The sequence below is a fragment of the Campylobacter concisus genome, from assembly GCF_050447485.1.
Lineage (GTDB): Bacteria > Campylobacterota > Campylobacteria > Campylobacterales > Campylobacteraceae > Campylobacter_A > Campylobacter_A concisus_BQ.
This window is the reverse complement of sequence record NZ_JALMFY010000001.1, coordinates 328,838-354,649: the sequence shown is the minus strand read 5'-3', so window position 1 is coordinate 354,649 and position 25,812 is coordinate 328,838. Positions and strand designations below refer to the sequence as shown.

Below are 25,812 nucleotides of genomic sequence, written 5' to 3'. Positions count from 1 at the left end.
CGATAAATTTCATTTTAGTAAGACAATACATTAGCACCCAGGGTAGCGTGACACGACAAACTGCCAAAGAAACGCTACCCTTCAACTTTTACCGCAAAAACCTACTCGCCAAGAGCCTTTAACTCTTCGCATACTTTTTTAAATTTAGCCTCAGCGCTCTGCAAGGCCTCTTTGTTTGTCTCTATGACCTCTTTTGGTGCGTTTGCAACGAAATTTTGGTTATTTAGCATGCCTAAGAGTTTGGCTATCTCTTTTTCAAGCTTTGTCTTTTGAGACCTTAGTCTTGTGATGATACCGCTCATATCAAGCCCCTCAAGTGGGACAAATGCCTCTAAATTTTCACTCACATCTCTTATTGAGTTTTCTATTTTTTCATCTACAAAGCCGATCTCTTCGCATTTTGCAAGCAGTTTAATATACTCTTTAACCTCGTCAAGGTCTATTTTTTCATTAAATTTAACAAAGGCTTTTGCGATCTTTGAGTTGCCAAGATCGATAGTAGCTTTTGCACGGCGAATAGCGACAATCGCCTCGATAACTAGCTCAAATTTCTTCTCAACATCTAAATTTCGCTCTTTTACCTCTGGATAGCTCATCACCATTATTGATTTTGCATTTTCAAGCTGTGTGCCGCTAAGCTCTTGAAATAGATACTCTGATAAAAACGGCATGAAAGGATTTAGCAGTTTCATCGCCTCTTTAAATATGCTTCCAAGCTCTTTTACGCTCGCTTTATCAGCCTTGCTTAGCTCGATACCCCAGTCGCAAAACTCATCCCAAAGGAATTTATAAAGTGTGTTTGCAGCGTCATTAAAGCGGTAGGCGTCGATGTTTTCACGCACCTCTCTCACGCACTCGTTAAAGCGGCTATTCATATAAATTCCAAGCTTTGTTTGAAGCTTGATATCCTCTAAATTTGGGAATTTGCTCTCATTTAACATGAGGTATTTGCTCGCATTATAAAGCTTGTTGGTGAAATTTCTTACCTGCTTCATCTTGGCGTCGCTTAGCTTGATATCGCGTCCTTGAACAGCTAGAAGAGTTAGCGTAAAGCGCAAGATATCGGCGCTATATTCATTTATGCTATCAAGCGGGTCGATGACGTTGCCAAGGCTTTTACTCATCTTTCTGCCAAATTCATCTTTTACAAGTGCGTGTAGGTAGATGTCGTCAAATGGTAGCTTGCCAAGGGCGTTTTCACCCTGAAACATCATCCTAGCAACCCAGAAAAATAATATATCAAAGCCAGTGATGAGAAGGTTGTTTGGATAAAATTCAGCCAAATCGCCTTCAAACCACTTTTCATTTTTTAGCTCATTTTCATTGCCCCAGCCAAGCGTGCTAAATGGCCAAAGACCAGAGCTAAACCACGTATCTAGCACGTCTGGGTCTTGGTGGATATTTTTACTTTTACACTTTTTGCACTCGCATGGCTCGTCCTCGTCAGCCCACATGTGACCGCAATCATCGCAGTAAAATACTGGAATTTGATGTCCCCACCAAAGTTGGCGTGAGATACACCAATCTCTTAGCTCTCTCATCCACGCGTTAAAGCTGTTTATCCAGTGTGGCGGGTAAAATTTAGCAAGACCCTCTGAGACTTTTTGTATCGCCTCGTCTGCGATCTCTTTTTTGACAAACCACTGCTTTGAGATATATGGCTCGACGACGTTTTTGCAGCGGTAGCAGTAGCCTACTTGATTTTCGTAGTCCTCGATTTTCTCGACATTGCCAAGTTTTTCAAGCTCGGCCACTACGATATCTCTAGCCTCAAGCCTCTCAAGACCTGCAAATTTATCGCACTTGTCGTTTAAAATACCCTTTTCATCAAATACGGTGATAAACTCAAGGTTGTGTTTTTTGCCAACCTCGTAGTCGTTTTGATCGTGCGCAGGCGTGACCTTAACAAGGCCTGTTCCAAACTCCATATCGACGTGCTCGTCTGCGATGATCTCGATCTCTCTATTTATGATAGGTAGCACCACTTTTTTGCCGATTAAATTTTTATAGCGCTCGTCGTTTGGATTTACCATTACCGCCGTATCACCAAAGTAGGTTTCAGGACGTGTAGTCGCAACTACGACAAATTCATTTGGATTGTCTGCAAAGTAGTATCTCAAATGATAAAGCTTGCCTTTGTTCTCCTTGTGCTCGACCTCGATGTCAGAGAGTGCGCCATCGTGCGTACACCAGTTTATCATGTAGTTTTTCTGGACAATTAGCCCTTTGTCGTATAAATTTACAAAGGCCTTTTTCACAGCTCTTCTTAAGCCCTCATCCATAGTAAATCTCTGGCGTGACCAAGCCGGAGTGATGCCAAGTTTTCGCATCTGATGAACTATCATGCCGCCACTTTTTTCTTTCCACTCCCACACTTTTTCTACAAATTTCTCACGTCCAAGCTCTTCTTTTTTGATCCCTTGAGCCAAAAGCTGCTTTTCAACGACGTTTTGAGTAGCGATACCAGCGTGGTCGAGGCCTGGCTGCCAAAGTGTCTTGTAGCCGTCCATCCTCTTGTAGCGAGTCATAATATCTTGAAGTGTGAAGGTTAGGGCATGTCCGATGTGAAGCGAGCCAGTCACGTTTGGAGGTGGCATCATAATGCAAAATTTACGTCCATCTTTTTGGATATCTTTGTTTGCGTCTATCTCGAAGTATCCGCGTTCTTCCCAAATTTTATAAAATTTGTCTTCTATCTCTTTTGCATTGTAAAATTCTGCCACTTTTGTCTCCTCAGTTTCGTTTAAAAAATGCTTAATGTTATCTAAAATTTGTTTAAAAAAATCTTTGCAAAAGTGGGGAAATATGGGCTTGGGGCGGTTAAACGCCCCGTGGTTTAAATAGCTATTTAACGTTAAAGCTTCTCACGGCTAGGTCGTAGTCGTTTTGTCTTTCGTTGTACATATTTTCAGTTGTGACTGCGCCAAGAGAACATTTACCGCCAAGTCTTACTCTATAAGGTGTGTAAAGCACGGCGTCTTTTTCGTCGCTACCAAGCGTGTAAAAGCTTAGCACGCGGTCATCTTTTATGCTCTTATACTCAACTTGCAAGCTGTTTTTTAAGCTCTTGCTAAAGTTGCTTAAATTTTCATTTATCGGCTCAAAGCAGCTACTTACGATCTCGTTTATAACGCCGTTTTTAACCATTGTTTTTGAGTTTATCACCACTTTTGAGTAGATGACGTCATTTACTTTTAGGCTGTCAAGACCCAGCTCTTTGCCTTTTTCATCGACAAAAATACGGTAGATGTCAAGCTCTTTTGGCTCTATTTTGTGTTTAATTTCAAGCGGCAAGTAAGCGTAGCTTAATATAGTTGCGTAGAGCTTGTTTGAGCCTAGTGGAGCGATGCTAAATTCGCCATTTTTTGTAGTAAATGACGTGCTTAAAAGACCGTCAAATTCTTTACTTTCGCTGTTGTAGCTAAGCTTAAATTTGTTATTTTTCTCGCCGCTATCTTTGCCAAAGTAGGCATTTAGCGCTCTTAGCGTAAATGCACGCTCTTGCGTTGAGCTTAGCTCATTTAAATTTACTATCAAGAAATTTGCAAGGTCGTCTGAGTAGTCGTTTTTATCAAAGTATTTTGCGTGCAAGTATAAGATAAAGGCGTTATCTCTTACTTTTGAGCTAAAATCAGATTCATTTTCTTCGCTTGTTTTAGCATTTTTGATATCTTTTAGCGCGACCTTTGCCTCGTCATTTAGGCCGTTTAGCTTTAGAGCTGCTGCCATTAGGTATTTACTTAGTGCTGTTTTATTGTAGGCTTTGTCGTCGTAAATTTTATTTAAGATCGATCTGTCAGCCATATTTGCACGTGAGCTTACATAAAGAGCGTAAAGTGCCTCAAGGTCGTTATTTGCGTATTTTAAGAGAGAGTTTAGCGCATTTTGTTTGACGCCTTTGCTTACCTCATATCCAGCCTCGCTAAGATCAAGTAAAACATCAGTTGCAAAGATGCTTGCAAATGCATTTGTCTCGCCTAGATCGCTCCAGTAGCCAAAGCTACCATCTGGTTTTTGCATCTTAACTAGCTCATCTATGCCACTAACGATAAATCTCTTTTGATCTCCTTTTTCAAGCTCATCTTTTGGTTTTAAATTTAAAAGCGCAAGCAGTCTTGAGCTCCTTTGTTCCGCGCATCCGTAAGGATACTCTACTAAATTATTTGAAGCTGCCAAAAGCACGCTTGAGACCGAGCTTGACGCATCAATACTCACATCGTGATAGCCTTTTGGTAGTGAAATTTTACTCTCTTTGTCAAAGACACTGCTCTTTGCGTAGGTGCTGATCGTATAAGGACTAATGACGCCTAGTAAATTTTGAAGCGTTTTTGAGCTATTTTTGTCGCTTACTGTTATATTGTATTCGCCAGCACCTGTTTCAAGGGCTGAAATTTTAAGCACAAACGCCTTGTTTTCAAGCGGCTTTAGGTTGGCTTTTTCTTGCGTTTTGATGTTTAAATTTTTGCTCGATATTACATTTATAGTAAGGTTTTTGTCTGTATTTGTTGTATTTATAAGCCTTAAATTTGCGCTTAATTCATCGCCTTTTAAAAGATAAATTAAAGCGCTTGGCTTAATAATCACATCATCTTTTACTTTTATCTCGCTATTTACGGCGTTCATTGCAGTTGCGTCATTTGCCACAGCATCTACTCTAATGGCGCCGTTAAAGCCATTTGGCGTTTTAAATTCGTATGAAATTTCGCCTTTGTCGTCCGCTTGAAGGCTCACTAAATTTGCATAAGTTTTTACATTTTTGCTATCAACTGGGCTTGCATGCTTTGCCATTTTCGCCGCCACAGCCATCGCCGCGGCATCACCGCCAAAGCTTAGCGTTTTGCCCTCGACCTTGTAGTTTGTGAGCATATTGTAAATGTCGTAGTCAAAGACGCCATCAGGTAAAATTTTGTCAAAAAACTTAAGCGGATCGGCTGGTTTTTGTGAAGTGATATCAAGCACGCCAACATCTGTGATAAATAAATTCAGATAAGCTTTTGGCTTTGTTTTTAGTGAAATTTTGATATTTTCATCGCTTTTTGCACTTTTTGGCGCTTCTAAGCTAAGCTCTATCTTTCTTGAAGATTTATCGCCGTTTGCATAGACCTTGCCGTATGTTCTAAACGGAGTTAGTCCAGCGTCAGTCATGCGGTAGATATTTGCACTCACATAAAGGCCGTTAAAGTCAAAGTCAAGTTTAAATTTAACATTTGCTGAGTTGTTTTTGATCTTGACGACCTTGTAGGCTTTAACGCCAGCGTCTTCAAGCGTGACAAGTGCGATGCCTTCTTTTATGGCTGAGCTTATATCTGCGCTTAGCTCGTCGCCTTTTTTATAGACGCTTTTGTTTAGCCTTATCTGAGACTTGCTAAGTTCTTTTGTAGGCGCTAGAGTTGAGTAGTTATAACCGCTCACATCGATGTCTAAGCTCGTGCTTGCGCCACTTACTAAATTTGTAGCAGTGATGACGTATGAGCCACTTTGCGTAAATTTATAGCTAAACTCGCCATTATTTTTATAAAAGCTATCCACATCTTCAAGCGTTTGGATCCATTTTATATAGCCATTTGCGTCCCTTTGATACTGCCATGAGACACGTTTTATATCAAATTTCAAATTTGACTTCACTGCCTTTTGGCTTGGCATATCAACGACGACTGTTCTTATCTTTACATCTTCATTTGGATCAGCAAATGCCGTGCTAGCAGCGATGCCAACCATATCTTTGTAAGGATAGAGTGTAAAGCTTTTTGCGTCACTTACATTTTTGCCATCGTCATTTACGTTGAAATTTATGACGCCTTTTATGATAGAAGGTGCGTTTTTAGTGTTAAAGCTAAGATCTATCATCTGGCTTGATTTGCCATCTTTTGAAAGAGTTAGATCATTTTCTATGCTTGGATAAGCAGCCGCTTTTAGGGTGTCATTTTTAAATTTATACTCTTTAAATTCGCTATTTTTATACTCATCATCAAAGAAGCTAACCTGCATACTGCCAGCTAGGTCGCTAGCTGCTCCGCCAAAGAGATAGCTACTTGTTAAATTTACTTTTACTAGCTCATTTGAAAAGAATTTGTCCGCGTCTATGGCTATGTCATTTTTTATCTTGTTTGGCACGAAGCTCTCGACATAAAATGGCACGCTTGCTATTACCTTGCTAGCGTAGATTATCTGCATGTTAAATCTACCGCTTAGATCACTTAAAATTTCTTTTTCAAAATTTATCATGCCAACATCATTTGTATTTTGCGTGATCTGGGCGCTACTTTTGCCTTGTGGATCGATAAATTTGATCTTTACTGGCATATTTTTAAGCGGGTTAAAGTCCCTATCTCTTAGATAAATTGCTCCTTTTAAGCTCTCGTTTGGTCTTATGATATTTGAGGCAAAATGCGTGTAAGCATCGATGCTCTCGCTTGGATTTTGACTGATGAGCTTTGCCTCATTTAGCGCTTCGCCATCTTTTATGATGAGGAAATTTTGCTCCTTGCCAAGTGAGACGACGACTGATGAGATCTCTTTGCAGATATCTTTTTTGTTAAATTTAAATACACCAACATCATTTGTCGCGCCAACTGCGATCTCTTCGTTTCTTTTGCCATAAATTTTTACATTTGCGTTTGGCAGCATTGTGTTTTCGCCGAGGCGGTTTGCAAAGACGAAAATTTCATCCTTGCCAAGCTTTGCATTTATGGCGATGTCGCTTAGATAGACGACCTTTGAGACGCTCTTATCTTTGCCGTAGTTTAAGCTTATCTTATAAACGCCGTCTCCTGCTCCTGCAAAGTCAAGCTTGATCTTGTTTAGTGAAATTTCGTTTAATGCACCCTCTAACTTGTAGCTTTTGCTTGCTACTTTTGAGCTAAAATTGCTTAGATCTTCGCTATTGTCATTAAAATTTAAAAAGTATCTAAAATTTTGATCGCTTAACTTTTCAACGCTCACATTTAGCTCAGGTAAATTTGCACTTCTAATGCCGATCTCCCCAACGCTTGAGATATAAGGCTCTTCATTTGTGAAATTTGCAAATGGAGTGAAGTTACTAGCGACCACCTCGTATGTTTTAGCCTCTCTTATGACATTTCTATCATCTCCAAAGCCCGGCTTTATCGTGATCTCGTAGCTATTTTGTGGCTTAAACTCATCGCTTGTGATATCGATGTAATAATCATATCCCTCAAGCTCAGAATTTGGCGCGCCATTTTCATCATCATTTTTATATGACACGTCGCTTATACTAAAGCTTTTTACGCCTTTTATCTTTATAAATTTCTTTAGATTATTGTCATCGCTTAGCCACTCTTTTAGATAAATTCTAAATGCTAAGATGCCATTATCTAGGCTTACTGGATAGATTTTAGCTATCTCAAAGCTTTTTGCCTCAGCGTTTATGCTTGTGCTCTCATCACTTGCTTGCTCACTAAATTTCACCACGCCATCGCCTTCTAGTTTAGCGCCAAATTTACTCTCAAAATTTTCTCCAAACTCAAAAGTAGGCTCGCTTATATTTTTATCAAGATCAAGCTCAAAGCTATTTTGAGAGAGTTGCAAGGCATTAAAGCTTGCACCTTTTACGGCTATTTTTTTCACAAGCTCTTCGCTAACTTCGTCATTAAATTTAAGGATAAATTTGCTATCAGTGAGTTTTTCTATCTTCTCAAGCGCAAATTCTTTTGTCTCAAAGCTAGCGCTGCTGCCATTTTCTAACTTACAGCTGTATTCAGCACCTGCGTGCATATCTTTTGTAAAAAGCGTAAGGCTTTGAGCGTTAAATTTCACCGTGCCACTTAGTGCTGGCTCGCACGAGATAAGCTTTTTCTCACTTAGCGTGCCTATGAGATTTTTGCTAACATCATCTTCTAGTCCAAATTCCACGCTTAAAGGCGACTTTACCTCGGCGGTGCCATTTAGACTTAAAGCATATAAATTTACTGCTCCTAAAAGTGCTAGAAGTAGCGCTTTTTGCTGCATTTTATCTCCTTATTTTTATTGTTATTTCACTTTGATTTGAGTTTTGATCAAGGCATTTTAAAGTGTGCTCACCAAGAGTTAGATCTAGCCTTTTTTCGCTTGCATTTTCTATCTTAGAAAAGTTCAAATCATCCACTTTTAGGTAAATTTCATCACCTAAAAACGCGTAGCATTTTAGCACAATTTGTGTTACATTTTCATCTGTCACGATCTCCTCGCCGTTATATGGGTAGGCAAAAACTGGCTTTTTGTCTTTGAAAACTTCAGCACAAGGGCTATTTTTGACCTCGTTCTTGTCTAAAAAGCCATTTTTTATCAAAAACTCAAGCTCCTCGCCCCTTAAACTCTCGCACTTATCTTGCAGTTTAACTCCAACTATCCTATCATCAAGTGCCGTTTTTTTGCACGTTTCAAAACTAAAAGCATCAAGGCAGGTTGGCACTTTTTTAATGCCCTCTGGCTCGCTCATAAACTCTAAATTTTGCCTTTGCGCTGTGATCTTAAACATATCAAAAACGATCTTTGAGACGTCATTTAGCCCAGTTAGCTTGTCAGTCTTTTCGGCGTTAAAGTTGCCCACCCAGACGGCTACCGTGTAGTTTTCATTGACACCTATGGCGTAAAGATCGCGTGAGTTTGCGCTAGTGCCAGTTTTAAAGGCTATTTTTGGCGTATTTTGCGCGTATTGCCAAGCATTTTTTAGATATGACCTTGAGGCTTCACTCATCATTTTAGCGGTTAGATAGGCGCTTTGAGGCGAGATGAGGGTTATGTTTTTATCTTCATTTTTGTAGTTTTTACCAGCAAACTCAAGCGGCCTATAAACGCCATCATTTGCGTATATCGTATAAAGATGTGCAAGATCAAGCAGGCTCATCTCAGCACTGCCTAAAACTATCGAAGAGCCGTAAAATTCCTTGTTTTCATCAACTAAATTTACCTTTTCAAGCAGCTCATAAAGAGAGTTGTCTTTTAGCTTTAAGTCTAAATTTATGACTGGGATATTAAGGCTAAAATTTAGAGCGTCTTTGGCACTTACAAGCCCCAAAAAGTCGTTACTAAAGTTCTTTGGCACATATTCATTTACATAAATTTGCGTATCGATTAGCTGCGAATTTGGCGTGATTAGGCCACTATCAAGCGCAAGAGAGTAGATAAAAGGCTTTAGCGTGCTACCTGTGTTTCGCTTCATATTTAGGGCTGAGTTTTTGCCATCACGCGCACGCTCATCGTGCGAGCCGATAAATGCAACAACGCTCATTTTTTTGTTGTCGATGACCACGGCTGCGGCGTTATTTGCGTTTTTAGCCATAAGTGAAAACATCGCATCTTTTAAAATTTTAAGCATATCTTTTTGTAAATTTAGATCCAAACTCGCCTTTGAAATTTGGTTTTTAAAAGCGACATTTGCGTAGTCGCTAGCATTTACGACAGCTCTTATCCTTACATTTTTAAATGGCTCAGCTTGTGCTCTTTTAAAGGCGCTAAGATCGATTAAATTTGCCTTGTAAAGCATTTTTATGACCCTATTTTTTAGGGCATTTATGTTTGAGACGCGGTCAAGCCTATTTTTATTTGGATTTTTTGGTATTGTGCTTAAAAGTGCGGCCTGAGCGTAGCTAAGCTCGTTTAGCTCCTTACCAAAGTAAAAGAAGCTTGCCGCCTTTGCACCCTCGATATTGCCGCCATAAGGGGCTAAATTTAGGTATAAATTTAAAATTTCATCCTTGCTAAAGTGAAGCTCTAGCTGAAATGCTCTAAAAATTTCTCTTATCTTATTTTTATAGCTCCTATCACTTGGCTCCAGCATCCTAGCTACTTGCATCGTGATAGTGCTAGCGCCTATGCGGTTGTCGCTTCTTAGGTTGTGGAAAAATGCTCTAAAAATGGAGGCAAAATTTACGCCAAAATGGTAGTAAAAATATCTATCTTCAAAGAGCACGACGCATTGTTTTAGCGAGCTTGGGAAGCTTTGCTCGTGAAATCTCCAAATTCCATCGCTACTAAGCTTCATATTTATGATCTCGCCATTTTTATCAAGCAAAATTTTGGCTTCGTCTTTTTTAAGCGCGTCTAAATTTAGTGGATAAATTTGATCAAGTATCAAAAAAATAGCGACCAATAGAGCCAAAAATAGGGCAAGGAATTTTAAAAATTTAAACTTTTTCATCCGCGTGATTATAGCTGTTAAAGTTTAAGTAGCTATAATTAGGCCTTTTTAATAAAGAGGAAACAATGCCCTTATCTAGGTTAAACAAAGAACAATACACCGCTGCAACTGCGCCATTTGGACACAATCTCATCATCGCTTCAGCTGGCACTGGCAAGACTAGCACGATCGTCGCTCGCATCGCTCATCTTTTAAATTTAGGTGTAAAGCCAGAAAAAATTTTGCTTCTAACTTTCACCAACAAAGCAGCCAGTGAGATGATAGAGCGCTTAAATAGGTATTTTGACAAACAAATCACCTCTAAAATCACCGCAGGCACCTTTCACTCGGTCTCATTTTCGCTTTTAAAAAGCCTTGATAAAGGCGTCACGCTAAAGCAGCCAAGCGAGCTAAAGACGCTTTTAAAAAGTCTTGTTGAGAGGCGTAAATTTTACCATTTAAGCGACGTCAAGCCTTACGGCGGAGCCTATTTATACGATCTTTACTCGCTCTTTCAAAACAGCGAACAAGGCACAACATTTGGCAAATGGATAAGTGACAAGAGCGAAGAGCAGGGCGTTTATGCTGAAATTTATGAAGATGTTTTAGAAGAGTTTGAGGCTGAAAAGGCTAAATTTTCTTACGCTGATTTTAACGATCTTCTCATAAAAATGCGCGACGAGCTAAAGAATGGGGCAAATTTAGCTTATGATGAAATTTTGATCGACGAGTATCAAGATACAAACACGCTTCAAGGCAGCCTCATAGACGCATTTAAGACAAAGAGCCTCTTTTGCGTGGGCGATTTTGACCAGAGCATCTACGCATTTAACGGCGCAAATATCGAGATCATTGGCTCATTTAAAGATCGCTTCCCAAACGCAAATATCTACGCTTTAAATGTAAATTACCGCTCAAGCTCAAGCATACTTGCCCTCGCAAATAAGGTCATAAATAACAATCCAAGGCTTTATGAAAAGCACCTCACAGTTAGCCGCGAGGGAAATTTTAAGCCTCCAAGGCTGCTTGTCTATAACGAGCTTTTTGATCAGTATCAAAATATCGCCGATATCATCTCATTTTCGCCGTTTAATAGAGAAAATATTGCTATCATCTTTAGAAACAACTCATCAGCTGACGGCATCGAGGTCGCGCTAAAAGAGCGAGGCATTGGCTCAAAGCGAAAGGGCGGGGTAAGCTTCTTTGAGAGCCGCGAGATCAAAGCACTCATCGACATAATGGGAATTTATGTCAATCCAAAAGATATAATGGCATTTATCCATATCTGCGAATACGCAAAAGGCGTTGGCAGCGCAGTTAGCAAAGAAATTTTTGACGCACTGCTTAAGCTTGGACATGGAAATTTGATAAAAGGGATAGTTGAGCCAGACGAGAGCGTAAATATCTCATCAAACAAAAGGCGAAACTATCAGCTAGGCCTTTTTGACGACCTTGATGAATTTGCCGAGGTTTCAAGGTTTTCTAAGCTTGGCTTTAGCGATAAATTTCTAGGCCACCCTGTGCTAAAGCTACAAAAGCTAAGCGAGAGTGGGGCGCAGTTTTTATATGAAATTTACAACTTTTTAAGAGGCATGAGAAATATCTCAAAGCCAGCCACGATGATAAATGAGATAAAAACTAGCAAAATTTACTCACTAATCGTCGAAAACATCAGCACAAAAAGGGCAACTCTAAAAAATGGCAACGTCGATCTTGCTCTAAAAAAAGAGGTCAAAGAGCGCATAATGGCAAAGAGCGTGGTGCTAAGCGAGCTAGCTAAAAAATATCAAGATATCAGTAAATTTTACAACTTCTTAGCCCTTGGAAGCAACGAGATGAGCGAAGGGCAGGGCGTTAGCTTGCTTAGCGTGCATGCGAGCAAGGGGCTTGAGTTTGACCAAGTTTTTATAGTAGATCTCGCGCAAAACCGCTTTCCAAATTTAAAGCTAATGTCCATGGGCGGCAGCCTAGAAGAAGAGAGGCGGCTATTTTATGTCGCAGTTACTAGGGCTAAAGACGAGCTTTATCTTAGCTACGCAAAATACGACAAGATAAAGAAGGTGACCTACCAGCCAAGCAGGTTTTTGATAGAGGCTGGCATGGCAAAAGAGGAAGCTTAGAGAGTATTTACTATTGTGAAGTAGAATTTACCAATTTTTTACAAAGAGAAGCGATGAAAAAAACTAAAATTTTAATAATTCTACTTATTTTAGGCGTCGGTGGATATTTTGTCTATGATAATTTTTTTAAGGTAAAAGATGAAAAGGTGGAGTTTATCACCAAAAAGGCAAAGAAGGGCTCATTTAGCAAAAAGGTCGATGCGACTGGAGAAATTTTCGCTACCGAGCTAATCGACGTGGGAGCTCAGGTGAGCGGTCAGATAAAAAAGCTCTACGTTAAGCTTGGAGATCAGGTCAAAAAGGGCGATATGATCGCAAGTATCGATAGCTCGACCCAGCAAAATAGCATCGATAATAAAGAAGCACAGCTTGCTATCTACAAAGCCCAGCTTGAAAGCGCAAAAGTAGCTCTAAATATCGCTAAAACGCAGTTTGATAGAGAAAATGCACTTTTTGCCAAAAACGCCACTTCAAAGCAAGAATTTGAAAGCGCAAAAAACACTTTTAGCGCAAACAGCGCAAAGATAAAGGAGCTTGAAGCACAGATCAAGCAGACAAATATCGAGCTAAGTACTGCTAAGATAAATTTAGGCTATACAAAGATCACCGCACCAAGGGACGGCACCGTTGTAAGCGTGCAGGTTGAGGAGGGTCAAACTGTAAATGCCAACCAAACTACGCCAACTATCGTAAATATCGCCGATCTTAGCCATGTGAAGATGAAAATGCAAATAGCAGAGGGAGACATCACCAAGATAAAAGTCGGCACGCCAATTGAATACTCGATCCTCTCTGAGCCAACTAAGAAATTTCAAACGGCTGTTAGCTCGATCGACCCAGGGCTCACCACACTAAGTGATGGCAGCTACGGCTCAAGCAGTAGCAGTAAGTCTTCATACTCAAGTAGCTCTAGTAGCAGCTCGGCGGTCTATTACTACGCGCAAAGCATCGTTGATAATAAAGATGGAATTTTAAGGATAGGCATGACCACGCAAAACGAGCTTTTAATAGCAAATGTTGAGGACGCCATCATCGTGCCAAGCATCGGCATCAAAAAAGATGAAAACGGCACTTTTGTCTATGTGCTAAAAGATGGCAAGCCCGTAAAAACAGCGGTCAAAACTGGCATAAAAGATAACCTCGATACGCAGATAATTAGCGGTATAAATGAAGGCGACGAGATCATCACATCTCAAGGCTCATCAAGCGAGATCGCCAAGATGATCGCAAAAGAACATAAGAAGTTTTAAGTGATAAGTCTAAAAAATATCACCAAAAGCTTTAAGCTAGGTGACAATGAGATAGAGATCCTACACGGCATAAATTTAGAGATAAAAAAGGGCGAGTTTATAGCCATCATCGGCCAGTCTGGCTCTGGTAAATCGACTCTTATGAACATCCTTGGCTGCTTAGATAGCCCAAGTGGCGGCGAGTATTTGCTGGACGGCAAAGATATATCAAAATTTGACAGCGACGCCCTTGCCAAGCTTAGAAGGGATAAAATTGGCTTTATATTTCAAAGATACAACCTTCTTGGCACGATGAATGCCCTTGAAAACGTAGCGCTGCCAAGCATCTACGCAGGTGCAAACAAGATCGAGCGAGAAAAAAGAGGGATGGAAATTTTAGACTCTCTTGGACTTAGTGAAAAAGCTAAAAATTTACCAAACAAACTTTCAGGCGGACAGCAGCAAAGGGTCTCCATAGCAAGGGCGCTGATGAATGGTGGCGAGATCATCTTGGCTGATGAGCCAACAGGTGCGCTTGATAGCAAAAGTGGTCTAAGAGTGATGGAAATTTTAGTTGATCTTTACAAAAAAGGCCACACTATCATCATCGTCACGCACGATCCAAATATCGCCGAGTACGCGAGCAGGGTGATCGAGATAAAAGATGGCAAGATCGTAAACGACAATGTCAAAAATAGCGAAATTTACGAGGCTGCAAAGCAAACTCAGCCAGAAAAGAGCAAATTTACCTACTATAAAGATCAGCTCATAGAGAGCTTTAAAATGTCGGTAAATGCGATGTTAGCTCACAAACTAAGATCGCTTTTAACCATGCTTGGCATTATTATCGGCATAACCGCAGTCATTAGCGTCGTGGCCCTTGGCAAAGGCTCGCAGGAGCAAATTTTAGCTGGTATCAGAAAGATCGGCACTAACACGATCGATATCATGCCAGGCAAAGGCTTTGGCGATATGCTCTCAGGCAAGGTAAAAACGCTCTCCATAAGCGACGCAAACATGCTTGCTAAGCAGTCCTTTTTAGACTCTGTCACGCCAAATACAAGCACCTCAGGCGTGCTAACCTATGAAAATATCTCGCTAAGTGCGAGCCTAAAGGGTGGTGGAGTAGGGAGCTTTGACGTAAATGGGCTAAAGCTAGAAGAGGGCAGAATTTACGATGATGACGAGGTTTTAAACTCAGCTTCAGTCGCCTTAATCGATCAAAACACCAAAAATAGCATCTTTAAAAACGAAGATCCTATCGGCAAAACCATACTTTTTAACAAAAAGCCACTTCGCATTATCGGCGTTTTGCAAAAGGATGATTTTAAGATGGGCGATTCAAGCACGCTTAAAATTTACGCCCCTTACACGACTGTGCTAAACAAGATCACTGGGGATAAATTTATAAACTCGATCACAGCTAAAGTAAATGAAGGTGTCAATGCGCAAATCGCCGAAAAAACACTAACTGAGCTTTTAGAGATCAAGCACGGCAAAAAGGACTTTTTTACAAGAAACTCAGATAGCATCAAGCAAACGATCGAAGAGACCATCTCGACCATGCGCCTTCTCATCTCAAGCATAGCCGTCGTTTCGCTCGTAGTTGGGGGCATAGGCGTCATGAACATCATGCTAGTCTCAGTCACCGAGCGCACCAAAGAGATAGGCATAAAAATGGCGATCGGAGCCAGACAGAGCAACATCTTGCAGCAGTTTTTGATAGAGGCGGTCTTGCTTTGCCTTATCGGCGGAGCCATCGGCATCGTCCTATCCTACGCTATCGGCTACATCTTTAACAACTTCTTAAACGGCTTTAGCATGATCTTTTCAAACGGCTCGATCGTGCTTGCACTTGTCACATCGATGGCGATTGGCATCATCTTTGGCTACATGCCTGCCAAAAACGCCTCAAAACTAAATCCAATAGATGCGCTTTCAAGGGAGTAATATGAAATTTCTAAGCCTAGCTTTGGTGCTCGTTTTAAGCGGTTGCGCTGTTAAAAATATAGATGAAAACTACAAGCAAATTTTACTTGAAGATAACGCCAGCCGTGAGCTAAATTTAGACACTTCTTGGTGGAAGCAGTATCACCAAAGCTACCTTAATGAGCTTGTAGCGCTTGCGCTTAAAAACAACACCGACCTTGCAAAAGCTGCGATAAATGTAAATAAAGCGCTCGCTCAAGCTGGCGTTTTGCAGGCAAATCTCATCCCAAGCTTTAACGCTGGCATCGAGGCATCAAGTAGTAAAAATATAAAAGAGGGCGGCGCTTCTAGTAGAAGTTTTGGCTCAAGCATAGGGCTTAGCTACGAGCTTGACCTTTGGCAAAAGCTAGCAAACAGCAAAGACGCAGCGATGTTTGAAGCAGATGCTAGCAAATTTGATCTGGAAGCTAGCAAACTAAGTGTGATAAACTCCGTGGCAGACGCTTATTTTCAAATTTTATATCTAAATGATAGCATAAAAACTTATGAGCAAATTTTAGAAATTTATAAGAAGCTAAATGAGATAGTTGGGATTAAATTTAAACTTGGCAAAGAGGAGGTGCTAAGCCTAAAACAGATAAACTCACAGCTTTTGAGCGCTCAAAATAAGATAGAAAGTGCCAAAAAAGAGCTTGTGAGTGCTAAAAAAACGCTTAGGATTTTGCTAAATGAGAGGCCAGAATTTGAGCTTAAATTTGAAGACCTCACGCTAAGCCCTGTAAAAAGCGTGGGCGTTGATCTAGATGTGCCAACAAGCGCCATAGCAAACCGCCCTGATCTAAGAGCGGCTATTTACCGCATAGAAGAGGGCATCTTAAACTACAAAGCGAGCCAAAAAGAGTTTTATCCAAGCATCACGCTAGGAGCTAGCCTCAAAAGCAGCACCGACAAAAAAGAGGAAGCCTTTAGTCTTAAATTTCTAAATGGCAACATCGCTTTAAATTTGCCATTTTTAAACTACCACAAGCTAAAGTCAAATTTAAAGGTTAGCGAGGCAAATTTTGAGCTTGCAAAACTAAACTATATAAGCACTCTAAATAGCGCGCTAAACGAGATAGACGCATTTTACAAAGGCTACTTAAATGACGAAACACTGCTTGCTAACTATCAAGAGCAGATAAAAAACTACGAAGAAATTTCAAAAATTTATGAGCTAAAATACTCTTACGGCAAGGTCGAGCTAAAGCAGTTTTTAGAGGCGAAAAATAGCGAGCTGGAGGCCAAAATAGGGTTGCTAAAAGCAAAATACACACTTTTACAAGACGAGTTAAATATCTATAAAGCGATGGCTGGCAAATTTAATAGGTAAATTTATGAGTTCAGCTTGGGACTACGAGGCAAACGCGTGTAGCAACGATGGCAAATTTAGCGCCAAATTTGTAGGTTGCGAGGTCACTATGGGCGCTCCAACCATTGGCGAGCTACGACTTTTTATAAATGGCGAGCACTATCTAAATTTAAAAAACGAGCTCTTAAACCACGCAAAAAATCTATCAAATTTGGATCAAAATTTAGTTAAAGATGACTGTGCCGATCAAATTTTACTTAGCGACAGGGCAACAGCTTGCTTTTTGTTTTCAGACGACTCTAAATTTCTAGCTTTTTGTGAATGGACGGCAGATAAAATGCAGATCATAAAGATACTTCGCCTAGCCGATATGAGCATAAAAACTGACAACAAACGCAAAAGAGTAGTGGAATTTCTCTCATTTGATGACGGCGTGCTTAAAATTTTAGACTCACCTATATTTATGCCCAAAAACTTCACACTAGATATCCGCACGCTTTTTAACGATAAAATTTAATTCACGCACTTTGTCTTTAAAAATAGTTTTCAGGCGTATTTTAATAACAAATTTAATAAATTTATCGCCCAATATCACATACATCAACATACAAATACAAATTTGGGTTTTTATAGTTGCTTTTAATAGTAAAATTAACCCCTTACTCCAAAATTTAACGCGCAATTTCAATATTTGGCGCACAAAAACAAAAATCATGGATTGTTCTTATTTTTTTATACTGCTCTTAAATTTAGCACGTATATGATCACTTTATCAGTTTTTTGGAAAAACACTCGCTCATCATTTTCAAAATATGGTAGATCAAATTTTAAGTTATGTATAAGATAAATGCAAATTTCACAATTTCAAATTCATATTACCAATTTTTAAAATTTAACCATTTTTGAAAAGTGTAAAATTTAACTCATTTTCTTACAAATTTTTTTACGCCAAATTTAATGTATAAATTTAGATCACACAAAATATAAAATGCAAAACCTAGCCAAATATAGCCATTTAAAACTTTAAAAAGAGCAGAATAAAGATTTTAAAATATCAATTTGAAAATTACAGTTTTCAATACAAAATATATAAAATACCTTGCATTTTACCTTTTGTCATATTTTGGCATTGCAATTATGGTTGATTTTAAATTTGCTTTTATGCTTAGCAGTTTTAACTTGAAATGGTTAAATTTTCAAAACTGGAGTGATAAATTTTAAAATTTGAGTAGAAAATGATTTTTGGTTCAAAAGTAAAACTTGCATTTGAAAAATCAAATAAGCAGATGTTCTTTGTATCTGTCAAATTGCGATGAGTAAATTTGCGGATTTTTAATAAAACTTATCTTTGATGTTTCTTTGGGTGGTCAAAAAACAAAGCTTTTGCACTGCCCTCTTTTAGCTCTTTAAATTCAGACTCAAACTCAATGCAAAAAATGCCTGAAGTTGGGATATTATCGATCGATGAGTCGCTTAGATACTCGCAAATTTCAGTTATGCTTGGATTGTGCGTGATGATGAAAATTTCATCTAAATTTTCATCTAAATTTCTTACGAACTCCAAAAGATCCTCAAAACTTATGTCGTAAAGCTCGTCTTTTATCTCTATGGATTTTTCTTTAAATTTTAAAGTTTTAGCGATGATTTTTGCTGTTTGCTCGCATCTTTTGGCACTGCTTGAAAAGATAGTTCCAGGCATCACATTATACATTTTTAGCCTGCTAGCCATAAATTTAGCGTCCTCTTTTCCTTTTGGGCTAAGCTCTCTTGAGGCGTCTTTTGCACCGTCTTTATTCTCATCAACTGCTTTTGCGTGCCTTATAAAGTAAATTTTGCTCATGATCTCTCCTTTGAGAAATTCTTTATCCAACTAAGCTCTTCCTCGCTAAATCCAGCCTTTAAGCGGTCTTTTTCGTTGATCTCTCTCATACTTTGAAATGAATTTGGATATAAATTTAATATGATGTCAAAGTAGCTTTTCTCATCGACGCCCTCTTTTTTGCAGGCAAATTTAAACCATTTATCGCCCTTATAAACGTGAGAGACTTCCTCTTTTAAGATGACTTTTAGGCACTCTATGAGCTCTTCTTGCCTGCCCTCAGCTTCTAGCCTTTTGATGATGTGAGCGTTTGCATCAAGGCCGTTTGCCTCCATATATCTTGGCAGTAGCGCCATGCGGCTAGTGAGCCTATCTGAGGTCTTTTGAAGTGCGATAAAAAGGCCATCATGCACGCTTAGTTCGCCGTATCTACCGCCCTGCTTTGTAAGTAAATTTTCTATCATACAAAAGTGCCTGATCTCATCCTCAGCCACCTCCAGCCAGTCCTCGTAAAACTCCCTTGGCAGCCCTCTAAATCTATAACAAGCATCAAGCGCGATGTCAATGGCACTAAACTCGATGTGAGCGACCGAGTGGATGAAATTTAGGTTTTTATCTTTTGGCTTTACCTTTTTGTTTAGCTCTTTCATACTAACAACGTCGCAAAATTTAGCGTAGCATGGGGTAGTTAGCTCATTTGGCGCAGAAATTTCATCAAAACAAATATCCAAATTTGATCTAAATTTCTCGTAAAATAGCTCAAATTTTAAAAATTTAAGCCCCACGTCGCCTTCGTTTAAAATGTCCCAGATCTCATCGTAAAATCTCATCTGCTCTCTTTAAGTAAAATTTAGCATACAAACAGCCGACAGCCCAGCCAATAAAGTGTGCGTACCATGCGACATTTATGCCCATAAGTAGCGGCAAAAAGCTCATGGCAACAACGATGGCAAAGTAGCCAAACCACGTCTTTTTGTCTGAGTAAAGCACCGATGTCGCCAGCATGCCAAAGAGCATACACAAAGCTCCGCTTGCACCGACTAAATTTATAAATTTCTCATTTTCAAATGCAAAATATATATAAATAAAGCTTAAAATTTGCGTCAAAACGCCGCCAACAATATAAAAAATGATAAATTTTTTCGTGCCAAGATATAGCTCGCTCATCGTGCCAACTTGATATAAAAAGAGCATATTCATGAGCAAGTGACCTGCGCCTGCGTGCATAAAGATAGATGTGAGGGGCTGAAATATATAGAGTTTTTCTAAAAAATAGATGTTTAAGCCAAGCGCGAGCCATAACTCACGCGAGTGCAGAAAAGTAATACCAAAAAATGCAGCTAAATTTAAAAGGATAAGCGCAAATGTAGCTGGGCTACTTAGCTTTGCCATATCCAGCAAATCTGTTTGCCGCTAGGCAGCTAGCGTTTGAGCACCTTACAACGTAGCTATTTATCTCTTTGTCGCCCTTTAGGTGCGTGTTTTTTTGTTTTAAATTCATATAGCTGTGGATGATCTTGCCGCCAGAGTTGTGGATAAATTTCACCGTTTCGTCCGGGAGTATAGCTGTTACAATGCCGACGTGAGTGACGTTTTTCTTGTCTTTATTTTTTTGTATGCCTTTACCAAGGGTGTTTGAAAAGAAGATAAGATCGCCTTTTTTTGGATTTTTATGAGTGATTAAATTTTGGCTTTCATAGAAGTTGTAGATGGCTTTTGACTTTCTGCCGCCCTTGCTGTAGTAGTTATTGATAGTTTTTTCATCAAAATACATATTTTTATATTTTGCATTTACGATAGATACAAAGCCTGAGCAGTCGCCCCCTGCTCTAGTATTTAAGTATTTTTTAAAAAATGAACCAAATTCTTTATCAGCTCTGTCGTCATCTTCGTCTAAAAGCTCACTTGAAGTTTGTCTGCTAAAGTCTTCGTTTGTAGAGGCGGTTTGATTGTAGTCATTTTGTGGGATTTTAGGCTCATTTGAGGTGAAAGAACAACCTGTAAAAAGTGCAACGCATAGTGCAAAAAATATTCTTTTATTTATTAAACTTAACATATTTTTATCCAAAATAATTAATTTTCGTAATTTTAACTCTTAAATGTAAATAAAGCGAAAATAGCGCCCTGTTTTCTTTACTCTAAGTTTAAAAACAATATAATCGGCAAAAAATATATTTTCTTAAGGCAAAAAATAATGATGCACTATCTAAAAATAGAAGGCAATGCCAAATTAAGCGGCGAAGTAAAGATCAGCGGAGCCAAAAATGCCGCCCTACCTATCATCGCCCTAACCCTACTTGCTAAAAATAAAATAAATTTAACAAATATCCCAAATGTCGCTGACATAAAGACGCTTTGCCAGTTGCTAGTTAATCTTGGTGCAAAGTGCGAATTTAAAGATGAAAACTCACTAAGTATTGATACAAGCAGCGTAAATTCGACCACGGCAAACTACGACATCGTTAGAAAGATGCGTGCTTCTATCTTGACGCTTGGTCCGCTTCTAGCGCGCTTTGGACATTGCGAAGTGAGCCTTCCTGGAGGCTGTGCGATCGGACAAAGACCTATTGATCTACACCTAAGCGCACTTGAGAAAATGGGCGCAAATATCGAGATAAAGCAAGGCTACGTTGTCGCAACCGCGCCAAATGGTCTAAAAGGCGCAAAGATAGTTTTTGATAAGATCACCGTAACTGGCAGCGAAAACATCATCATGGCAGCAGCTCTAGCTCACGGCACGACAGAGCTTTTTAACGTCGCGCTTGAGCCTGAAGTGGTGCAAATTTGTGAAATTTTGGCTCAAAGTGGCGTAAAGATCGAAGGCATAGGCACAAGCGAGCTAAAGATCACTGGCAGCGGTCAAAAACTGCTTGAAATTTGTGATATCGAGGTCATCCCTGATAGGATCGAGGCTGGCACATACCTTTGCGCTGGAGCCATCACAAATAGCAAAATTTCAGTCACAAGGGCGAATGCTGCGCACATGACGGCCATTTTAAATAAATTTGAAGAGATGGGCTTTGGCATCGAAGTGGATGGCGATAAGATCACGATTTTACCGACAAATGAGATAAAACCAGTCGAGATAAGAACGACTGAGTATCCTGGCTTTCCAACCGATATGCAAGCTCAGTTTATGGCGCTTTGTCTTGCGGCAAATGGCGTTAGCACGATAGATGAGAGGCTTTTTGAAAACCGCTTTATGCACGTTAGCGAGCTAGCTAGAATGGGCGCTGATATCCGCTTAAATGGTCACATCGCAAGCGTTTATGCCCCTGCAAATTTAAATGCAGCTGATGTCATGGCGACAGATCTTAGAGCGAGCTCAGCGCTGATACTAGCCGCTCTTATCGCAAATGGCGAGAGTTTGGTGCATAGAATTTACCACCTTGATAGAGGTTATGAGAGGCTGGAGGAGAAATTTAAAAGCCTTGGGGCAAAAATCGTTAGGCTTGAGGAGTAAAAATGCTAGTAAATGACGCAGTTGAGGCTTTAAAAGCTAAATTTAAACCAAAAAATGAGAGTGAAATTTTACCCATTAGCGAGGCTCTTGGTAAGACCTTAGCAAATGACGTGATAGCGGTCAAAGACCTGCCCTGCTTTGATAACTCAGCGCTTGATGGATTTGCTGTTAAATTTGATGAAAAAAATGAGCCCTATAAGATCATCGCAAGTGCCTTTGCAGGCGATAAAGAGCAGCTAGCTATCGGCAAAAACGAGTGCGTGAAGATCATGACAGGTGCCAAGATGCCAAAAGGTGCTGACACGGTCATGAGATTTGAAGACTGCGTCGTTGAGGGCGAGTTTGTGAAAGCACCAGCTAAGCTTAAAAAAGGCGATGCTTACCGCTTTAAAGGCGAAGAGACAAAGGTTGGTGAGATTTTACTAAAAAGTGGCGAAAATTTAAACACAAGAAGCGTGATGATGCTAGCAGCTCAGGGTATAAGCTTTATAGATGTGAAAAAGCAGCCTAGTGTTGGAATTTACTCAAGCGGAAACGAGATCATCGAGCCTTGGCAAAGAGCGAGCGAGGATGAAATTTACAATGCAAATGCCTTTGGTATCGCTGCGCTTCTTAGCTCAATCGGTCAAAAAAGCTCATATCTTGGCATCATAAAAGATGAGCTAAATGCTGTAAAACAGGCATTTTTAAACGCTGCAAACTACGACATCGTTATCTGCTCTGGCGGAGCGAGCGCTGGTGAGGCTGACTTCATGAAAATAGCCCTAAGCGAGCTTGGATACGATGAAATTTTCTCACACCTTGACATAAGACCTGGCAGACCTTGCAAGGCTTACGAAAAAGATGGCAAGCTTGTTTTTATCTTGCCTGGCAACCCTATGGCTGCTTATCTTTGCACGATGATGCTTGTTTTGCCACTTCTAAAAAACGAGTGCTTTGTAACGCAAAAAGCTATCAATAGTGAAAATTTGAAGGTAAAATCGGGCAGAGCAAATGCTGTTTTTGGCAATGTAATTGATGGTAAATTTATAGCAACTGATGGCGGAAAATATGGCTCAGGCATGATAAATCATATATTAAAGAGCGATTTTGTGTTGATAACTAGCTCTGATCAAGGTGAAATTTTACAAAATAGCGAAATTTCACTCATAAAACTTCCATAATCCTTGACAAATGAAAAACAATCTGATAAAATGCGGACTTCATTTTGATTGCGGGAATAGCTCAGGGGTAGAACACAACCTTGCCAAGGTTGGGGTCGCGAGTTCGAATCTCGTTTCCCGCTCCATCTTTTTTATACTCATTTTTTTATTTTCCACAAAACTTTTTGCAAATGAAGTCAGCATCTATCCGATGTATTGTGTCGTAAATGATCAAATTTCACTCAGTACTTTTGGCTTTGAAGGCGAAGATAATGAAATTTTAAACTTAGAGGGTAAAAGAGCTGCCAAGATAGATAGTAAAAAACTATATGAAATTCTAACAGCAAATTTTAAAACATATAATGACAAAAGCGGCGGTAGCGTGGCTTTTGTGAAAAACTGCTCTATCATGGATGAAATTCAGATGCACTTTCTAAGAGAGATCAGCAACGAGTATCCAGGCATCAGCGTGAGCGATCTTAGCATCAGCCCGCAAAACAAACTCCCTGCAAATTTTAAAGACTTAGTCTTTAAAAATATCTTCTTAAACGATCAAAATAGCCAAAAAGGCGTTTTTAGAGCCTCGTTTGAAGATGTTGATCTAAGCTTAAAAAGCCTTTATTTTAAATTTAGCTTTAACGCCAAAATGCCAGTTTTTATCGCTATAAATTCAATGAATACAAACCACATTTTAAGCCTGCTTGACTACCAACCAACGATGATCGAGTTTAGCAAATGGCCACGTGACGCGCTTTTTGGACTTAGTGCCTCAACACTTGTTACAAAAGTGCAGATAAGAAGCGGAGAAATTTTAACCAAACGTCAATTTAACGCCATAAGCTTAGTAAAAAAAGGTCAAATACTAAATGCAGTCTTAAGCGAGGGTGGCGTCAAGATAATCGCCGAGGTAAAGGCGCTTGAAGATGGAAATTTAGGCGATATGATAAAGATAAGAACAAGAGAAAATAAAATTTTACAGGCCACAGTTTCAGGCAAAGATGAGGCAGTTATAAGATGAAAAAAGTAGTTTTTGCAGCCACCGGAGCAAGCGGAGCTGGGCTTTTTCTAAAGCTAGTAAATGCCGCCAAAGATAGTTGCGAGGCGCACGTCATAGTTAGCAAAAACGCCCTGAAAGTCTTGGAGGCTGAAGAGAATTTAAAGCTAAATTTAGATGATCTTGGCGTAAAAATTTATGATGATCAAGACCTTAGTGCTGGTCCAGCTTCTGGCTCGTTTGGCGTTGAAGCAATGATCATAGCGCCCTGCTCTACTAATACTTTGGCAAAAGTTGCAAACGGCATAAGCGACACGCTCATCACAAGAGCTGCAAGTGTCGCGCTAAAAGAGAGACAAACCCTAGTTTTGGGCGTTAGAGAGATGCCATTTTCTACGATCGCGCTTTCTCAGATGCAGCTGCTCTCATCTCTTGGAGCCATCATCGCTCCGCCAGTTTTAGGCTACTATGCAGGCATAAAGAGCCTTCTTGATATGGAGAATTTCATCATCGGCAAGTGGCTTGATGCTTTAAAAATCCAAAATAATCTTTACAAAAGGTGGCAAATTTGAAAAAATCTTGCATCTATCCAGGGACATTTGATCCCATCACAAACGGCCATTTAGACGTCATCATAAGGGCTACAAAAATTTTTGACAAAGTAATCGTCGCAGTTGCAAAAAGTGACAGTAAACAGCCGATGTTCGCACATGAAAAGCGCATCGAAATGGCAAAAGAGGCAGTTTGTGAGCTAAAAAATGTAAGCGTTCTTGGCTTTGATAACTTGCTTGTTGATTTTGCTAAGTCGCACGGCATAAACACCGTCATCAGGGGGCTTCGCGCGGTTAGCGACTTTGAATACGAGCTACAAATCGGCTACGCAAACGCCGCACTTTGGGACGAATTTGAGACGGTTTATCTTATGCCAAGCTTAAATAACGCCTTCATCTCAAGCTCGATCGTCCGATCAGTCTTGCGCCACGACGGCGATGTGAGCAACCTAGTGCCAGCAAAAATTCTTAAAAATTTAAAGGCGTAAAATGTATGTTTTGTTTGAAGGCATTGACGGCGTTGGTAAGAGCACGCAGATAGAAATTTTAGCTTCTAAATTTAGTGATGCCATCGTCACAAAAGAGCCTGGCGGCACGCAGCTTGGTGAAAATTTGCGAGAAATTTTACTAAGCTCAAGCATCAAAATAGGCAAAAGGGCTGAAATTTTACTCTTTTTGGCTGATAGGGCTGAGCATTTTGAAAAGCTGGTTGCTCCAAATTTAAGTAAGCTCATTTTAAGCGACAGAGGCTTTATCTCGGGCATTGCCTACGCTTTGGCAAATGATGAAAACTTAGATGAAAATGTGCTTTTAGAGCTTAATAAATTTGCACTAAATGATAAATTTGCAGATAAGATCATCTTTTTTGAAGCAAGCCATGAGCTAATAAGCTCGCGCTTAAAAACAAGAGGCACAAGCGATAAGATCGAGGCTCGTGGGCTAGAGTATCTTTTAAAAGTGCAAAGCCTGATGAAGGAAATTCTTATCAAAAATGGCTTTGAAACGCTTTTTATAGACGCATCTAAAAGCATAGAGCTAATTTCAAAAGAGATAGAAAATTTTATAAATTTTAAGTAAAATCACAAAAAAATAAAAAGGAT

General features: G+C 39.7%; 18 protein-coding genes and 1 tRNA gene. 12 read left to right on the top strand and 7 right to left on the bottom strand.

The features are described from left to right. Positions 1 to 101 precede the first annotated feature (101 nt). The 3 genes from MTT29_RS01805 to pbpC form a co-directional block, all read right to left on the bottom strand. On the bottom strand, positions 102 to 2,723 hold the full coding sequence (locus MTT29_RS01805; protein WP_429799601.1) for a valine--tRNA ligase: 2,622 nt from the start codon (positions 2,721 to 2,723) through the stop codon (positions 102 to 104). A 121-nt stretch (positions 2,724 to 2,844) separates the two neighbouring features. Then, positions 2,845 to 7,968 carry an alpha-2-macroglobulin family protein gene (locus tag MTT29_RS01800; RefSeq protein WP_429799600.1) on the bottom strand — a complete coding sequence of 1,708 codons (5,124 nt, stop codon included), beginning with the start codon at positions 7,966 to 7,968 and terminating at the stop codon, positions 2,845 to 2,847. Between the two features lies 1 nt (position 7,969). Further along, complete coding sequence (gene pbpC, locus MTT29_RS01795) at positions 7,970 to 10,138, bottom strand: penicillin-binding protein 1C (RefSeq protein WP_429799599.1); 2,169 nt, start codon at positions 10,136 to 10,138, stop codon at positions 7,970 to 7,972. A 65-nt stretch (positions 10,139 to 10,203) separates the two neighbouring features. Between pbpC and MTT29_RS01790 the strand changes: the two genes are divergently transcribed. From MTT29_RS01790 to MTT29_RS01770, 5 genes are read left to right on the top strand one after another with little or no spacing between them, the layout of a single operon-like run. Continuing rightward, entirely contained in the window at positions 10,204 to 12,237 is a 2,034-nt protein-coding gene (locus MTT29_RS01790) for an ATP-dependent helicase (protein ID WP_429799598.1), read from the top strand. Positions 12,238 to 12,290: 53 nt separating this feature from the next. After that, on the top strand, positions 12,291 to 13,487 hold the full coding sequence (locus MTT29_RS01785; protein WP_429799597.1) for an efflux RND transporter periplasmic adaptor subunit: 1,197 nt from the start codon (positions 12,291 to 12,293) through the stop codon (positions 13,485 to 13,487). Further along, entirely contained in the window at positions 13,488 to 15,416 is a 1,929-nt protein-coding gene (locus MTT29_RS01780) for a MacB family efflux pump subunit (protein ID WP_429799596.1), read from the top strand. 1 nt (position 15,417) lies between these two features. Then, positions 15,418 to 16,764: a TolC family protein gene (locus MTT29_RS01775; RefSeq protein ID WP_429799595.1), complete on the top strand. Its 1,347-nt coding sequence runs from the start codon at positions 15,418 to 15,420 to the stop codon at positions 16,762 to 16,764. 4 nt (positions 16,765 to 16,768) lie between these two features. Next, complete coding sequence (locus MTT29_RS01770; RefSeq protein WP_429799594.1) at positions 16,769 to 17,260, top strand: flagellar protein; 492 nt, start codon at positions 16,769 to 16,771, stop codon at positions 17,258 to 17,260. Positions 17,261 to 18,085: 825 nt separating this feature from the next. On the opposite strand, the gene MTT29_RS01765 is transcribed toward MTT29_RS01770, so the two are convergent. From MTT29_RS01765 to MTT29_RS01750, 4 genes are read right to left on the bottom strand one after another with little or no spacing between them, the layout of a single operon-like run. Further along, positions 18,086 to 18,583 (bottom strand): SixA phosphatase family protein, encoded by a 498-nt coding sequence (locus MTT29_RS01765; RefSeq protein ID WP_429799593.1) that lies wholly within the window; start codon positions 18,581 to 18,583, stop codon positions 18,086 to 18,088. After that, complete coding sequence (locus MTT29_RS01760) at positions 18,580 to 19,392, bottom strand: ferritin-like domain-containing protein (protein ID WP_429799592.1); 813 nt, start codon at positions 19,390 to 19,392, stop codon at positions 18,580 to 18,582. The genes MTT29_RS01765 and MTT29_RS01760 overlap by 4 nt, the downstream gene beginning before the upstream one ends. Beyond that, positions 19,376 to 19,954, bottom strand: coding sequence for a rhomboid family intramembrane serine protease (locus MTT29_RS01755; RefSeq protein WP_429799591.1), 579 nt, complete (start codon positions 19,952 to 19,954; stop codon positions 19,376 to 19,378). The genes MTT29_RS01760 and MTT29_RS01755 overlap by 17 nt, the downstream gene beginning before the upstream one ends. Next, complete coding sequence (locus MTT29_RS01750) at positions 19,938 to 20,618, bottom strand: NlpC/P60 family protein (protein ID WP_429799590.1); 681 nt, start codon at positions 20,616 to 20,618, stop codon at positions 19,938 to 19,940. The genes MTT29_RS01755 and MTT29_RS01750 overlap by 17 nt, the downstream gene beginning before the upstream one ends. A 138-nt stretch (positions 20,619 to 20,756) precedes the next feature. Here MTT29_RS01750 and murA point away from each other — a divergent pair, with 138 nt between their 5' ends. From murA to tmk, 7 genes are all read left to right on the top strand, one after another. Continuing rightward, positions 20,757 to 22,025 (top strand): UDP-N-acetylglucosamine 1-carboxyvinyltransferase, encoded by a 1,269-nt coding sequence (gene murA / locus MTT29_RS01745; protein WP_429799589.1) that lies wholly within the window; start codon positions 20,757 to 20,759, stop codon positions 22,023 to 22,025. A gap of 2 nt (positions 22,026 to 22,027) precedes the next feature. Next, complete coding sequence (locus MTT29_RS01740) at positions 22,028 to 23,188, top strand: molybdopterin molybdotransferase MoeA (RefSeq protein ID WP_429799588.1); 1,161 nt, start codon at positions 22,028 to 22,030, stop codon at positions 23,186 to 23,188. 50 nt (positions 23,189 to 23,238) lie between these two features. Next, a tRNA-Gly gene (locus MTT29_RS01735) sits at positions 23,239 to 23,313 on the top strand. Positions 23,314 to 23,378: 65 nt separating this feature from the next. Then, on the top strand, positions 23,379 to 24,185 hold the full coding sequence (flgA, locus tag MTT29_RS01730; RefSeq protein WP_429799587.1) for a flagellar basal body P-ring formation chaperone FlgA: 807 nt from the start codon (positions 23,379 to 23,381) through the stop codon (positions 24,183 to 24,185). After that, positions 24,182 to 24,733, top strand: coding sequence for a UbiX family flavin prenyltransferase (locus MTT29_RS01725; protein WP_429799586.1), 552 nt, complete (start codon positions 24,182 to 24,184; stop codon positions 24,731 to 24,733). The genes flgA and MTT29_RS01725 overlap by 4 nt, the downstream gene beginning before the upstream one ends. Continuing rightward, the gene (gene coaD, locus MTT29_RS01720) at positions 24,730 to 25,200 is read left to right on the top strand and encodes a pantetheine-phosphate adenylyltransferase (RefSeq protein ID WP_012001782.1); all 471 of its coding nucleotides are present in this window, start codon (positions 24,730 to 24,732) and stop codon (positions 25,198 to 25,200) included. The genes MTT29_RS01725 and coaD overlap by 4 nt, the downstream gene beginning before the upstream one ends. 1 nt (position 25,201) lies before the next feature. Continuing rightward, the gene (tmk, locus tag MTT29_RS01715; RefSeq protein ID WP_429799585.1) at positions 25,202 to 25,789 is read left to right on the top strand and encodes a dTMP kinase; all 588 of its coding nucleotides are present in this window, start codon (positions 25,202 to 25,204) and stop codon (positions 25,787 to 25,789) included. Positions 25,790 to 25,812 lie beyond the last annotated feature (23 nt).